Below are 13581 nucleotides of genomic sequence, written 5' to 3'. Positions count from 1 at the left end.
ACCAGCCGAAAAAACAAAACACCCCCGGTCCGAAGACCGGGGGTGTCAACGATGTCCCGACACATCCGTAAAGGATGTCCCGCTACATCACATTGTGGAGATGGGGGGAATTGAACCCCCGTCCGATGCCGTGTTGTCAGGGCTTCTCCGGGCGCAGTTTGCGTCGGATTTTCTCGGCCCCAGCCATGCTGCAAACAGCTGGCTGATCCGGGCCCAGTCATCTAAAAGTCCCGTTCACCCCAATGACGAAGGTAAACAGCAGTGGCTATCTAAATGACGCCAGGAACCGGGGCGATAGCAACCCCGGGCTGACGGACTGTCTTACTGCTTAGGCAGCAAGAGCGAAGTCAGTGCGCTTAGATTCGGCACTTATTGGTTTGCAGACAGCGTTTACGAGATAATTCTGCATCCTCGGCCCGCTTCACCTGTCGCGACTAACATCGTCGAAACCGATCATCCCCGTATTTTGTTACCAAACCGTCCGGTACAGCGTGAACACCGCCGCCCCGTCCGGACTATCCATCATAACGCACCGCAGCGGCAAAACATTCCAGCCCGACGCCCGGCGCGGCCTAGCTGTACTCGGCCATGACGTTGGTGACAGAAGTCTTGAAGTGAGGAGGACCTCCGGGGCTTAGTGGAGGTATCTGACATCTTCACGGCCACGGAGGTCCTCATGTCCCACGCTAATGCCCGATTGACTATTCACGGCAGACTTCTTCTCGTTGCAAGGGTCATTGGTGACCAGCGTCCGGTAGCCCACGTGGCGAAGGAACTGGGTGTTTCCCGGCAATGTGCCCACCGCTGGGTGAAACGGTTCCGGGCCGAGGCTGAGTCCGGCCTCATCGACAGATCCAGCCGTCCTCGCAGGAGTCCGTCCAGGACCAGCGCCGAGCGGGAGGACGCTGTGATTGCGGCCCGGACCCAGCTCAGATGCGGGCCGGCGCGGTTGAGCCGTGCCACCGGGATCCCCGAACGAACGATCTCGCGGATCCTCGTCCGACGGGGGCTGCCGCCTCTGGCGGCCTGCGACCCTGTTACCGGGGCGCTCATCCGGGCCACCCGGGCAACGGCGGTCCGCTACGAACGCCAACACCCGGGCGAGCTGATTCATGTGGACGTGAAGGAACTCGGGAGAATCCCTGAAGGCGGGGGCTGGCGGGCCCATGGCCGCTCGGAAAAAGTCCGCGGGCGGGGCATTGGATTCGACTACATCCACGCAGCCATCGACGACCGTACCCGCCTGGCCTACGCCGAAATCCATCCGGACGAAAAAGGCACAACCGCTGCTGGTTTCCTCCTTCGAGCTGCAGAGTTTTTCAAAGCCCAGGGCATCGGGAAAATTGAACGCATCATCACCGACAATGCCTTCGCCTACAGGAACTCCACCGCATTCAAGACCGCCGCAGCGCAGATCGGCGCGCAACAGCGGTTCATCAAACCTCACTGCCCCTGGACGAACGGCAAGATCGAGCGCTTCAACCGGACCTTGGCAGCCGAATGGGCCTACGCCAGACCATTCACCAGCAACACCGAAAGAGCTGCAGCACTTGCCCTCTGGCTGAACTACTACAACACTGAACGCATCCACGCCGCCATCAAGGACACCCCGATCACACGAGTGTCACCAACCTAATGGCCGGGTACACCTAGCGCCGGTTGCGTTCGCGCATTTCGCGCAGCGCCTCGCGGTTGTCCTGCTGCTCCCGGAGTGTTTGGCGCTTGTCGTAGTCCTTCTTGCCGCGGGCGAGGGCGATTTCGACCTTGGCGCGGCCATCGAGGAAGTAGAGCTGCAGCGGCACCACGGTGAAGCCGGATTCCCGGATCTTGCCGGCAATCTTGTCCAGCTCTTCCCGGTGGAGAAGCAGTTTGCGACGGCGGCGGGCGGCGTGGTTGGTCCAGCTCCCCTGGTTGTACTCGGGGATGTGGATTCCCTCCATCCACAACTCGTCGTTGTAGAAGGTGCAGAAGCCGTCGACCATCGAGGCATGACCTTCGCGAAGGGACTTCACTTCGGTTCCCATGAGGGCGATGCCGGCCTCGTAGCTGTCCAGGATGTGGTAGTTGTGCCGGGCCTTGCGATTGGTGGCCACTACCTTCCGGCCACTTTCCTTGGGCACGGTAGAACTCCTTGGTCTGTTGAGATTCCCACCAGTCTACGCCAGCGGCAGCCGGGCTTGGCCGCGCCCCGCGCCGGCGTGAGCGGTTAGAGAAGCGTCATCGGATCGACGGCAGCCGAGTCGAGCCAGGTCTCGAAGTGCACGTGGCAGCCGGTGGAGTTGCCGGTGGTGCCCGAGTAGGCGATCAACTGGCCGCGGCTGACCTGCTGGCCCTCGGAAACCACCACGCTGGTGTTGTGGTAGTAGACAGTGGTCAGCGAGTGGCCGCCCACCACGCCGTGCGAGATCTTGACCCGGTTGCCGCCGCCGTCGTTGCCCCAGCCTGCGGAGAACACGGTTCCCGCAGCCGCGGCGTACACAGGCGTACCGCAGCTGGCGCCGAAGTCGATGCCGGTATGCATGTAGCCGCCCTGGCCGTAGAAGTCGATGGTTCCCGGAGGCGTCGCGCGCCAGCCGAAGCCCGAGGTGATCGGCACGCTGGCAGGCACTGGGTGGATCAGTCCGAAGGCCGAATTCGGAGGCACCACCGGAGGGTTGTAGGGTGGCACCGGCTTGTTGGCTGCACGGGCTGCCGCGGCCGCCGCCTCCGCGATCCGGCGCTGCTCCGCCTCCCAGGCTTCACGGAGCCGGCGGTCCCGCTCGGCGATCTCCGCAGCCACGGTGGCCTGCTGTTCCTTAACCTGCGCAAGCTTGGCCTGGATGCCGGGCTTGGCCGCCTGTAGTTGGCTGTTCAGCCGTGTGGTGTCGGCGATCAGCTTGTCGACCTCGGCTTTCTTGGCGGCGGCTTCGTCGCGGGCGGCCTTTTCGCGTGCCAAGGCGGCGTCGGCCTTGGCCTTCAGGTCACGGATCTCTTCCTCGACAGCGGCAAGGCGCGCTTCGGAATTGACGTTGGTCGCGTTCTGCTGTGTCAGCTTGGTCATCGCGGCGTTCTGGCTGCGCATGGCCTGGTCCGCGAGGTCCATGGTTTCGGTGAGGCTGCCGCCGTCGTTCGATCCGAACAGCAGCGCGACGTTGGTGGGCACACCGCCGGACTTGTACGCTTGGGCGGCAATCTGGCCGATCAGCTTCTTTGTATCGCTGATCTTCTGTTTGTCGTTTTCCAGCTGTTCCTGAATCTTGGCCTTGTTTTGCTGGGCAAGGTCCACGCGCGCGGCGAGAGCTTCGACTTCCCGGACGGCGGAGGCCACACGCCCTTGTGCCTCGAGCAGAGCCTGCTGCGCACCGGGCAACCGGCCCTGGTAGATCACGAGGTCGCCGGCGGCCTTTGCGATCTTGGAGTCGACGAATTCCAGGGACTGCTCCACCCGCGCTGCCTCGGCTTCAAGGGCGGACTGCTTGTCCTCAAGATCGTCGGCACGGGCAATCGGCGCGGCAGCGCCGAGTCCGGCAGCGAGCGTCAGAGCCAGTGCCGCGGCCACGAGTTTCATCCTGCACGCCGCAAGCCGCAGCTGCTCTGGCAGCGGGGTTCGTCCCGACGCCGGCAGGGCCGTGTTGTGCTGTTCGCTGCGGTTCATCGTTACACCTTGAGGTATCGGCGGAGGGTGAGTAAGGACGCGATCCCCGCCAGCCCGCCGCCCAGGGCGATCAGGACCGGCGCTACAACGAGGACTTGCGCGGAAGAAATAAACGGCGTGTTCAGGAACTGCCGCGACAAGTCGCCATTGAGCCAAAGAGTCACCAGCCAGAGCGTACCGGAGGCAAGGAGTGCCCCCACGACGGCGGCAATGACGCCTTCGAGGATGAACGGCAACTGGATGACCGTCTTGGAGGCGCCGACCAGCCGCATGATCCCGGTCTCCCGGCGCCGGCTGAAGGCTGACAGCCTGATGGTGGTGGTGATGAGCAGCACCGCGCAGACGATCATGACGACGGCGATCCCCATGGCAACCACAGAGGCTCCGTTCATCCAGACGAAGATCCGCTCGAGCACCTGCCGCTGGTCACTAACCGTCTCAACGCCCGGCTGGGAGGAGAACGTCTCGCTGATGATCTGGTACTTCTCCGGATCTTTCATGTTGATCCGGAAGGAGGCCGGCAGCTGGTCCTGGGTCACTGAGTCCACGATCGGCGAGTTGGAGAACTGGTCCTTGAAGTGCTGGAACGCTTCAGCCTGGGATTCGAACTGGAAATCGCTGATGTACTGCTTGACGGCGGGAGATTCAAGCATCTTGCCCAGGTTGTCGCGCTGCTCATCGGTGACCGCGCCGGACGCGCAGCCGGCCGCCGTCGAGGACTCATTGCACAGGAAGATCGCCACCTGGACCTTGTCGTACCAGTAGCCCTTCATCTGGTTGATCTGCATCTGCAGCATGCCGGCGGCGCCAACGAAGGTCAGGGACACGAAGGTCACCAGGATGACGGAGACCACCATCGACAGGTTGCGGCGCAGGCCGCTGCCGATCTCGCCGAGGATGAATGCAAGCCTCACTGCTGGCCCCCCGTCGCACGGTCGAGTTCTTCGTCGCTGGCGTCCTTGAGGAGCCGGGACTCCCCCACCACCGGGATCATTGAGGTGTAGAGGGCCTTCGCCTCATCGCGGACCACCACGCCGTTGCGCAGTTCGACGACGCGTTTGCGCATTTCATTCACGATGTCGTCATCGTGGGTGGCCATGACCACGGTGGTTCCGTTCTGGTTGATCTTGTCCAGAACCCCCATGATGCCCATGGAGGTGATGGGGTCCAGGTTTCCGGTGGGTTCGTCCGCCAGGAGGATGCCGGGCCGGTTGACGACGGCGCGGGCGATGGCGACGCGCTGCTGCTCACCGCCGGAGAGTTCGTGGGGCATCCGCTTTTCCTTCCCTTCGAGGCCGACCGTCTTGAGGACCTCGGGCACGGTTTCCCTGATGATGCTGCGGCTCTTGCCGATGACCTGCATGGCGAATGCGACGTTGGCGAAAACGTTCTTCTGGGGCAGGAGGCGGAAGTCCTGGAAGACGACGCCGATGCCGCGGCGCAAGCGGGGCACGCGCCAGCTGGAGATGTTTGCGACGTTCTGGCCCGCCACGTACACCGAGCCGGACGTGGCGCGGTCTTCCTTGAGGATCAGCCGCAGGAAGGTTGATTTTCCGGACCCCGAGGCGCCGACCAGGAAGGTGAACTCCCCGCGCTCGATCTCGAGGCTGACGTCATCCAGCGCCGGCCTCGCATTCGGGTCGTAAACCTTGGTGACGTTCTCAAATCGGATCATGGCTCTTCGACACCCCCGGCGGACCGGCCGCATCGTGCGCGAATCCAACCGCCGGTGCAGGGGCTTTTCGTTAGGGAAGATGGGCACCGGCCCTTCGACTATACGCACGCCGCCCCGGGAAGGACGGGGCCTCCCGGGGCGTGTCGGCAATCCTGAGCAGATCCTGTGCAGATCTTTGGCCGGGGCTGCGCAGATCCTGAGCCAGGGCGGACCTGCTGCCGGTTTACCTCGTCTGCGGCTCAGTCTGCGGCATTGCGGTTTCCGGTACGCCAGCGGATGCCGGCGTCAATGAAGTCGTCGATGTCGCCGTCGAGTACGGCCGAAGTGTTGCCGACTTCGTGCTCGGTCCGAAGGTCCTTGACCATCTGGTACGGGTTCAGGACGTAGGAGCGCATCTGGTCACCCCAGGAAGCCTTGACGTCCCCGGCCAGGGCCTTTTTCTCGGCGTCTTCCTGCTCTTTCTTGAGCAGGAGCAGCCGGGACTGGAGCACGCGCATCGCGGCAGCGCGGTTCTGCAGCTGGGACTTCTCGTTCTGCATCGAGACCACGATGCCCGTGGGGATGTGCGTCAGGCGCACTGCGGAGTCCGTGGTGTTCACGGACTGGCCGCCGGGACCGGAGGATCGGAAGACGTCCACGCGGATCTCGTTGTCGGGGATCTCGATCGAGTCGGTCTGTTCGATGAGCGGGATGACCTCGACGGCGGCGAAGGAGGTCTGGCGGCGGCCCTGGTTGTCGAAGGGGCTGATCCGGACCAGGCGGTGGGTTCCGGCTTCGACGCTCAGGGTCCCGAAGGCGTACGGGGCCTTGACCTCGAAGGTCGCCGACTTCAGCCCCGCTTCTTCGGCGTAGGAGGTGTCCATGACAGTGGTGGGGTAACCGTGGCGTTCGGCCCAACGCAGGTACATGCGCAGCAGCATTTCGGCGAAGTCCGCCGCATCCACGCCGCCGGCACCGGCGCGGATGGTGACGACGGCTTCACGTTCGTCGTACTCGCCGGACAGCAGGGTCACGACTTCGAGGTCGGCCAGGGCCTTCCGGATTGACCCGAGTTCCGTGGCAGCTTCTGCCAGCGAGTCCTGGTCGCCTTCGGCCTGGCCCAGTTCGACCAGCACCTCGAGGTCGTCAATGCGTCCGGCGAGCTTGTTCAAGCGCTCCAGCTCGGACTGGCGGTGCGACAGCCTGGAAGTGACCTGCTGCGCCGACGCGGGATCGTCCCAGAGGTCCGGGGCCCCGGCCTGCTCGCTCAGCTCGGCGATCTCCGCCTTGAGCTTTTCGACGTCGGACACCTGCTCGATGGAGGTGTAGGTGGAGCGAAGGGCGCGGATTTCCGCGGAAAAATCAATCTCAGCCATGGTTGTTCAAGCCTACGCCATCCGCCGGGCCCGGTGTCGTGCCGGGCAGCCGCATGACACGGACCGCAGGTGCTCTGCCGCCGGCGCTCTCCCTGGCTAACGCGTGAGCCGGGAACGCGCAGTCGAACGGGCCTCGATTGGGATGCCTTCCGGAAGCAGGAAGCTCACGATCGGCGGATGCGCCACGGCGGTGAGGACGACATCCGCCGACGACGAGTCCGGGCTTCCCGTGCCGCCGCCGATTGCCAGGCGGTCGAAGCGGGCATAGGCGTTGTTGCGCCCCAGATAAGAGGCTGTCACGCTGCGGACCCGTTCCCCCGTGAGCACCGCCGCGGGCCGGCTGGACCCTTCTGTCGTACCGCCGAGGGTGTAGCTGTCCGCTGCCGCCACAGAGGCGCCGTCGGCCATCGACAGGAGCTTCTTGTGCTCGATGTACACGGTCGACGCCGCCGCGACGACGCTCGCGAGGAGCAGCGCAAGCAGCGTGAAGCCGATGATCAGCACCATGGTCTGCCCCTGTTCGGCCCCGTCCCGCGCGTCCACCCGGTCGGCGTTCACCGGAACCTCCCGACGAGCTGCGAAGCGGAGGCATTCAGCCGCCCGGCGTCGAGCCGAAGCGAATCGCCGAACGGGACCATCGGCAGCGGCACCGTCAGGTTCACCGTGACTGTGACGGTTGCGCCCGCGGACATGCAGTCGGCACGGTCGCAGGAAATATCGACCGTGGCGCGCTCCACCGGGTGGCCATAGTCGGCCAGGGTCAGCGCGGCGGACTGTTCCGCCGCGGCCCGGGCCCGGCCGGCGTCCTCTTGGGCAACGAACACTTTGGCCGCCTGGTCGGCCGCGCCGACCACCGCAAACGCACCGCCCTGGAGCTGCCCCACCGTGACGATGAAGTAGACGAGCGGGACCATCAGCAGCAGGGCGAGGAACGTGAACTCGACGACGGCGCTCCCCCCTTCCCGTGCATGGTCCGGAAGCGCCGCATCGCCTGGCCGCGGACGGCAGAGGGACACACGCAGCCGCGAGGCGAAGCGCTGCGCCAGCTCAGCCGGGAAGTGCCGCATGGCCCTTCACCTCCAGCACCGAAACCGGCATGCCCAACAGCCCGAGCACCGGAAGCGGTGCCCGGACGGTGACCTCAAGGGTGCGGATCCCCCGGATCTCGGCCTCCGACGTCGAGATGTCGCGCGCGTAATCCTGGTTCAGGGCGGTGCCAATCAGCTCGGAAGTCCGCTGCCGGGCATCGGCCGGTGTGCGGTCCGCCAGGGTGCCGTACCGGGCACCCGACGAGGCGGCATCGATAAGGGTGTTGCGGACGTGCAGCACGAGGGTCAACTGGATGATGGCCAGGAAGAAAAAGATCAGGAGGCTGCCCACCAGGACGAAATCGACGACGGCGGAACCCCGCTCGTCCCCGCGGGTTCCCGGGAGTACTGCACCCGTCCTGATGTCCGGAAGCATGGATCTACTTGTTGACCTTGTCCATGGCGTTGTTGAACAGTTCCGCAAGCGCCGGTGTGGCCAGGGCAAGCAGTCCGGCAACCAGCGCGGCGGACATCAAGGTGATCATCACCCAGCCCGGAACATCCCCGCGTTCGGAACTGCCGCCGTTGGAGGCGAGCCGGCGGGCGCAGCTGGACCTGAGAGCCTCGGCCGTCCCGAAGAGGTGTTCGAGGGCGGCCGCCGGGAGGTTCCGGAAGCGGTTCGTTGTCATGTTCTTCCCCATTTCGTTCTGCGGATTGATCGTACGGATTCTTTGCGTTCGGATGACTGCATGCCCGGCGCCGGCGGTGAGGGCCGGCATCAGAAGCCCAGGTTCAGGGCCGCGACGCCCGGGTAGACGGCGAACACGACGGTCAGCGGAAGGACGCCAAAGACCAGCGGCACCATCATGCCGATTTCCTTGCGCCCCGCGGACTCCATGAGTTCGCGTTTGGCGGTGTCGCGGACGTCCGAGGCCTGGGCGCGGAGCACATCGGCCAGCGGGGTGCCGCGTTCGACGGCGACCACCATGCCGTCCACGAACCGCACCAAGGCGCCCAGTTCGGTGCGGGCGGAGAATTCCTGGAGGGCTTCGGCCAAAGGCTTGCCGGCTCGCGTGGCCGCCAGGACCAGGCCGAACTCCTTCGCCAGTTCACCGTTCGCGGTCCGGCAGACGCGGTCCAGCGCACCGATCGCGCTCTCGCCGGCGCCCACGGCGAGGGCCATGAGCTCGGCGAGGCTCGGGAACTCCGCGAGCATGCGTCGCTCGCGGCGGGTGATCTGGACGCCGAGCATATAGTCGCGGAACAGGAAGCCGCCCAGCGTGGCCCCCACCACTGAGACCAGCGCGAGGACCAGGTTGAAGCGCCCCGCCGTCGCATTGAAGAACGCGAGTACGACGGCCAGGACGAAACCGATGGCTGCCCAGAGCAGCTGCTCGGCCCGGAAGTCCAAGGCGGTCTTCCCCGAACCGGCCTGGGCCAGACGCTTGGTCAGTGCCGTGGTCCCGAAGTTGAATTTCGCGAGAGAGTGCAGCCCGTCCTCGACCAGCGGTCGCAGGATCCTCTCCAAGGGACCGAACGGAGTGATGTTGTGTCCGGCGGTCCGAAGGAGCGTGGATTCAAGGTTGTGGGACCTCAGCTGCGGTTCAATGCGCTCCGTGAACGGGGTGGCGCGCATGAACGGCATCCGGACCAGGACAAGCCAGAGCCCCGATCCGAGGAGGAGACCGAAGAAGACGGCCATCGCGGTCAGGGTGTTCATCGGAGCACCCTCTCGTCTTCGGGCAGCGCACCGATCCGCAGCATGACCGAGTAGCAGAAGGCGGAAACCAGGAGCCCTCCGCCCAGCAGGGCAATGCCCATGGGCGTGTTGTAGGCCGCGATCGCCTCGGGCCTGCTGGCCAGCAGCATCAGGACGATCCACGGAGCCGCGACGGCGAGCCGGGCGGCATTGACGGTCCAGGACTGCCGGGCGATAAGTTCGCTCCGGGTCCGGGCGCTTTCGCGAAGGAACTCGGCCAGCGTCCCCAGGAGTCGGCCGAGATCTGAACCGCCGACGTCGCGGGTCATCCGGAGTGCCTCGACGATCCGGTCCGCCACGGGATCGGCGAGCCGGTCCTTCAGCCTGTTCAGCGCGGCATCGAACTGGCCGCCGGCGCGGTAGTCCGCGCCGAAGTCCCGGAACAGTTCCCGGAGTTCCTCCGGGCCCTTGCTCCCGAGCTGGATCAGCGCTTCCGGCAGCGGCAGACCGGCGCGGATCGCCGAACGGAGGTGATCCACGACGTCGGGCCAGAGCCCGCGGAGCATCGCGGTCCGCCGCCGGGCCCGCCAGCGGACGACCGCGAGCGGAAGCCAGGCACCGAAGAGACCGAAGCAGGCGGCGATCGGCAAGGAGCCGGTGACGATGAAGAAAACCAGTACCACGAACAGGCCAAGTCCCACGCAGGATGCGATGAGGCCCGCGGAGCTGACTTTTTCGATGCCCGCGGTGAGGAGCAGTGTTTCCAGCCGTTTCGGTTTCCTTGCCCGGACCGCGGCGGGCGGCTGTTCCCAGGCGGACCACCAGATCAGGAACACCCCGAGCCCGCACAGGATGCCGAGGAGGGGCGCCATCACCGCGCCCCCAACAGGGCCGCGACGTCGAATCCGGCTCGCGTGAATTTGTCCGGGGACGGCATGGAGTTTGCCTGGGGAAAGAGCTGGCCGTCCTGCATGGTGAAGACGGGTGAGGACTCGATGATTCCGTTTTCCACGCGGCGGCCCAGGGACAGGATCTCGGTGACCTGGCGGCGGCCGTTGGCACTGCGGCTGCAGTGGACCACGAGGTCGATGCAGGAGGCCACTGTGGGGACGACGAAAGCGCTGGAGATGTTCTCCCCCGCCAGCAGAGGCAGGGTGCAGATCTTGGTGACCGCGTCATGGGCGGAGTTCGCGTGGACGGTGCACATGCCGGGAAGGCCCGAGTTGAGCGCGATCAGCATGTCCAGGCTTTCAGCCTCACGCACCTCGCCCACGACGAGCCGGTCGGGGCGCATGCGCAGGGCTTCCTTCACCAGCCGGCGCAGTGGAATCTCGCCATGGCCTTCGAGGTTCGGCTGGCGGCACTGCAGGGAGACGACGTCGCGCAGCGGGAACTGCAGTTCGAAGATCTCCTCGACGGTGATGACCCGCTCACGGGAACCGATGTTTGCGGCGAGGCAGTTCAGCATGGTGGTTTTGCCCGCCTGGGTAGCTCCGGAGACGAGGATGTTGAGGCCACTTGCCACGGCCGCGCCGAGGAAGCGCGCCGACTGCGGGGTCAGGGTTCCGAGTTCCACCAAGTGCTCCAGGCGGCTCGCCTTGACCACGAACTTACGGATGTTCACTGCCCAATGGCGGCGGGTGATGTCCGGGATGACGACGTGCAGCCGGGAACCATCCGGAAGCGCCGCGTCGACGAACGGCGACGAAAGATCGAGCCGCCGACCCGAACTCTTGAGCATACGCTCGACAAGGTCGCGCACCTGCTGGTCGTTCAAGGTGGTCGAGGTGAGTTCCGACTCGCCGTTCCGCGCTACATACACTTCGTTGGGCGAGTTGATCCAGATTTCTTCGATCGTGGGATCGTCCAGGTAAGGCTGCAGTGGACCGAAGCCCGCGACGGCGTCGAAGACCTGCTTCCGGGCCGTTTCGAGGTGTCCGATCGGGGGCAACGGGGCGATCAAGGCCCGGGCGTCGTAGTCATTAACCGCTGCTTCGACCAGGCGGTGCACCTCGATGGCCTGCTTGAGGGGATCGAGTCCGCGCCGGCGGATCAGTTCCCGGACTTCGTCTTCGACGATGCGGACAGCGTCCATTACTCCCCCAATGTGTGACCCTCCCTTTGCATGGGGAGAAAACGTTCGACGGAACCAAGGCTAGGGACTGTACATTATGTATCCAAGTCACATGGGAGAGCCTGTGGATAACCTCACTTCTTAATCACGCTGGGCACTCCTGTACCACTGGCCACTCCAGACACGCAAATGTTATGGTGTCCCGGTTAGGAGCCGGCCTTATTGGTGCGCTGCACGGAACCTGGCACCGTGCACGCAGTCGACGCTACGAACAGAGGCTCCCCGTGGGGCGGCGTCGAGCTGGAACAAGGAATGAAAAAGACCATCAGTGTAGAGGATTCCAAACGTTCCATCGTGCGAAGCGGAACCGTCCTATCCCTCTTGCTGGGATTGACGCTCTCCCTCGCAACTCCTGCGCATGCCCAGACGGTCCCGCCTGAACCGGCGCCCGCGACTGGTTCCGCGGCCCGGAATGAGCCGGCTCCTCTTGAACGCGCCCAGGGCCCGGTTCCCCCCGCGCAGGAGGAAATCACCCCCGCCCCGGCCGATGTTCCGTCCGTTCCCATGCCTGCCATGCCCGCCACCGGCGGCGGCGCCGGTTCCGAAGCCATGAAGGACGCCATGCGGGCCGCGATCCCGCGGGGCGGCGCGGAGATGGGCCAGCGTTCGCCCCGCGTGGTGGCGGACAGGAAAGCGTCAGGCGGTGCCGGATCCCTCGGTTCCCGGGCCGTTCCCGGGGCACTGCCCATGGCGCCTGACCCGAACCACTGGCGACCCAGCTACGGCGTGGCGGGCCAGGACGTCAGCGCCCACCAGGGCAACGTGGACTGGGCATCCCAATGGAAGCAAGGCTCCCGTTTCGCGTACGTGAAGGCCAGCGAAGGCAATTACTACACCAACGCAAACTTCGCCCAGCAGTACAACGGCTCCCGGAATGTGGGGATGTTCCGTGGCGCGTACCATTTCGCCATCCCCAACTGGTCCTCCGCGGCGGACCAGGCCCGGTACTTCGTTGCCAACGGTGGGGGCTGGAGCGGCGACGGATATACGCTGCCGCCGGTGCTCGACATCGAGTACAACCCGTACGAGGGCCGTACCATCAATGGCTTCTACTTCGGCAACGTCTGCTACAACTTCTCGGCCGCCCAGATGGTCAAGTGGATCTCCGACTTCGGCAACACAGTGTGGTCCCTGACCGGCCGCTACCCGGTCATCTACTCGACGACGGACTGGTGGCAGCGTTGCACCGGTAACTCCGACGCGTTCGCCAACTACCCGCTCTGGATTGCGGCGTACCCTTCCTCACCGAGCAATACGCCAGGGACGCTGCCGGCAAGCTGGGGAACCTTCAGCTTCTGGCAGTACAGCAGCACCGGGCCTTTCCAGGGCGACTCGAACATCTGGAATGGCTCGACCTCCCAGCTGCAGCTCTTCGCAAGGTCGCGGGACGATTCCCGGGGGGCCATCTACAACAAGTGGATTGCGAGCGGCGGCGCGAACGGCCCGCTCGGTGCGGCAAAATCCACGGCGGATATATGCGGGCTGGTCAATGGCGGGTGCTACCGCGCCTATGCCAACGGCAACATCTATTGGAACCCTGCGACGGGTGCGTATCCGGTCATCGGCACCTTCTGGACCGCGTGGGGCGAGGCGGGATGGCAGACCGGGCTCGGTTACCCCACCGGCGATGTCACCTGCCCGTACGGCAGCGCCGCCAGCACCACCTGCCACCAGACGTTCCAAACCGGGACCATCTATCGCACTCCTAATGTTGGAACCTTCGCCGTGAAGAACGCGTACATGCCCGCCTGGCGGGAGGCGAACTGGCAGGACGGCCTGGGGTACCCGAAGGGCAACGTCACGTGCGGGCTCTACGGCGGCGGCTGCTACCAGCCGTTCACCAAGGGCAACATCTACTGGAGTTCAGCCACCGGCGCACACGCCGTCACCGGCCCCTACTGGGACGCATGGGAAAGGGCGGGCTTCCAGCCCGGCATCGGCTACCCCACCGGGGCGGTCAGCTGCGGGCTCTACGGCGGCGGCTGCTACCAGCCCTTCGCCAAAGGCAACATCTACTGGAGCTCCACCACCGGCGCACACGCCGTCACCGGCGCCT

Annotated in this window: 14 protein-coding genes and 1 other RNA gene; 2 read left to right on the top strand and 13 right to left on the bottom strand. The window is 65.2% G+C overall.

Going from position 1 to position 13581, the window contains the following annotated elements; genetic code table 11:
• Window positions 1-92 precede the first annotated feature (92 nt).
• Window positions 93-461: a transfer-messenger RNA gene (ssrA, locus tag BLP88_RS18365) on the bottom strand.
• Window positions 462-676: 215 nt separating this feature from the next.
• Between ssrA and BLP88_RS18360 the strand changes: the two genes are divergently transcribed.
• Complete coding sequence (locus BLP88_RS18360) at window positions 677-1636, top strand: IS481 family transposase (protein WP_074591616.1); 960 nt, start codon at window positions 677-679, stop codon at window positions 1634-1636.
• 13 nt (window positions 1637-1649) lie between these two features.
• On the opposite strand, the gene smpB is transcribed toward BLP88_RS18360, so the two are convergent.
• The 12 genes from smpB to BLP88_RS18300 form a co-directional block, all read right to left on the bottom strand.
• Window positions 1650-2120, bottom strand: a complete 471-nt coding sequence (gene smpB, locus BLP88_RS18355) for an SsrA-binding protein SmpB (RefSeq protein WP_074591609.1) — start codon at window positions 2118-2120, stop codon at window positions 1650-1652.
• A gap of 86 nt (window positions 2121-2206) precedes the next feature.
• Window positions 2207-3547 (bottom strand): M23 family metallopeptidase, encoded by a 1341-nt coding sequence (locus tag BLP88_RS18350; protein ID WP_245679918.1) that lies wholly within the window; start codon window positions 3545-3547, stop codon window positions 2207-2209.
• Window positions 3548-3636: 89 nt separating this feature from the next.
• Window positions 3637-4548, bottom strand: coding sequence for a permease-like cell division protein FtsX (gene ftsX, locus BLP88_RS18345; protein WP_074591605.1), 912 nt, complete (start codon window positions 4546-4548; stop codon window positions 3637-3639).
• On the bottom strand, window positions 4545-5309 hold the full coding sequence (gene ftsE, locus BLP88_RS18340; protein WP_074591604.1) for a cell division ATP-binding protein FtsE: 765 nt from the start codon (window positions 5307-5309) through the stop codon (window positions 4545-4547). The genes ftsX and ftsE overlap by 4 nt, the downstream gene beginning before the upstream one ends.
• A 239-nt stretch (window positions 5310-5548) precedes the next feature.
• Window positions 5549-6664, bottom strand: coding sequence for a peptide chain release factor 2 (prfB, locus tag BLP88_RS18335; RefSeq protein ID WP_074591602.1), 1116 nt, complete (start codon window positions 6662-6664; stop codon window positions 5549-5551).
• Window positions 6665-6760: 96 nt separating this feature from the next.
• A complete protein-coding gene (locus tag BLP88_RS18330) occupies window positions 6761-7171 on the bottom strand; it encodes a hypothetical protein (protein WP_074591614.1) in 411 nt (136 codons plus the stop codon).
• A 47-nt stretch (window positions 7172-7218) separates the two neighbouring features.
• A complete protein-coding gene (locus tag BLP88_RS18325; RefSeq protein WP_139163452.1) occupies window positions 7219-7731 on the bottom strand; it encodes a hypothetical protein in 513 nt (170 codons plus the stop codon).
• Complete coding sequence (locus BLP88_RS18320; protein WP_074591600.1) at window positions 7712-8128, bottom strand: TadE/TadG family type IV pilus assembly protein; 417 nt, start codon at window positions 8126-8128, stop codon at window positions 7712-7714. Before BLP88_RS18320 ends, BLP88_RS18325 begins: the two co-directional genes overlap by 20 nt.
• Before the next feature lie 4 nt (window positions 8129-8132).
• Window positions 8133-8381: a hypothetical protein gene (locus tag BLP88_RS18315; protein WP_074591611.1), complete on the bottom strand. Its 249-nt coding sequence runs from the start codon at window positions 8379-8381 to the stop codon at window positions 8133-8135.
• Window positions 8382-8470: 89 nt separating this feature from the next.
• Entirely contained in the window at window positions 8471-9412 is a 942-nt protein-coding gene (locus tag BLP88_RS18310) for a type II secretion system F family protein (RefSeq protein WP_074591598.1), read from the bottom strand.
• Window positions 9409-10263 (bottom strand): type II secretion system F family protein, encoded by an 855-nt coding sequence (locus tag BLP88_RS18305; protein ID WP_074591596.1) that lies wholly within the window; start codon window positions 10261-10263, stop codon window positions 9409-9411. Before BLP88_RS18305 ends, BLP88_RS18310 begins: the two co-directional genes overlap by 4 nt.
• A complete protein-coding gene (locus tag BLP88_RS18300) occupies window positions 10263-11486 on the bottom strand; it encodes a TadA family conjugal transfer-associated ATPase (protein ID WP_074591595.1) in 1224 nt (407 codons plus the stop codon). Before BLP88_RS18300 ends, BLP88_RS18305 begins: the two co-directional genes overlap by 1 nt.
• A gap of 552 nt (window positions 11487-12038) precedes the next feature.
• On the opposite strand from BLP88_RS18300, the gene BLP88_RS18295 reads away from it, so the two are divergent.
• The coding region (locus tag BLP88_RS18295; protein WP_281186897.1) for a GH25 family lysozyme at window positions 12039-13581 on the top strand (1543 nt) is incomplete at its 3' end.

The sequence above is a fragment of the Arthrobacter cupressi genome (genome assembly GCF_900099975.1).
Classification (GTDB): Bacteria; Actinomycetota; Actinomycetes; order Actinomycetales; family Micrococcaceae; genus Arthrobacter; species Arthrobacter cupressi.
Note: the sequence above shows the minus strand (reverse complement) of the source record. Positions and strands in the feature narration are given on the sequence as shown.

What these genes read in the sequence shown, in the direction of transcription:
- BLP88_RS18360 (WP_074591616.1), top strand. Translation starts at nt 677, where the DNA reads ATGTCCCACGCTAATGCCCGATTGACTATTCACGGCAGACTTCTTCTC.
- BLP88_RS18350 (WP_245679918.1), bottom strand. Translation starts at nt 3,547, where the DNA reads ATGAAACTCGTGGCCGCGGCACTGGCTCTGACGCTCGCTGCCGGACTC.
- ftsE (WP_074591604.1), bottom strand. Translation starts at nt 5,309, where the DNA reads ATGATCCGATTTGAGAACGTCACCAAGGTTTACGACCCGAATGCGAGG.
- prfB (WP_074591602.1), bottom strand. Translation starts at nt 6,664, where the DNA reads ATGGCTGAGATTGATTTTTCCGCGGAAATCCGCGCCCTTCGCTCCACC.
- BLP88_RS18330 (WP_074591614.1), bottom strand. Translation starts at nt 7,171, where the DNA reads ATGGTGCTGATCATCGGCTTCACGCTGCTTGCGCTGCTCCTCGCGAGC.
- BLP88_RS18325 (WP_139163452.1), bottom strand. Translation starts at nt 7,731, where the DNA reads ATGCGGCACTTCCCGGCTGAGCTGGCGCAGCGCTTCGCCTCGCGGCTG.
- BLP88_RS18320 (WP_074591600.1), bottom strand. Translation starts at nt 8,128, where the DNA reads ATGCTTCCGGACATCAGGACGGGTGCAGTACTCCCGGGAACCCGCGGG.
- BLP88_RS18315 (WP_074591611.1), bottom strand. Translation starts at nt 8,381, where the DNA reads ATGACAACGAACCGCTTCCGGAACCTCCCGGCGGCCGCCCTCGAACAC.
- BLP88_RS18310 (WP_074591598.1), bottom strand. Translation starts at nt 9,412, where the DNA reads ATGAACACCCTGACCGCGATGGCCGTCTTCTTCGGTCTCCTCCTCGGA.
- BLP88_RS18305 (WP_074591596.1), bottom strand. Translation starts at nt 10,263, where the DNA reads ATGGCGCCCCTCCTCGGCATCCTGTGCGGGCTCGGGGTGTTCCTGATC.
- BLP88_RS18300 (WP_074591595.1), bottom strand. Translation starts at nt 11,486, where the DNA reads ATGGACGCTGTCCGCATCGTCGAAGACGAAGTCCGGGAACTGATCCGC.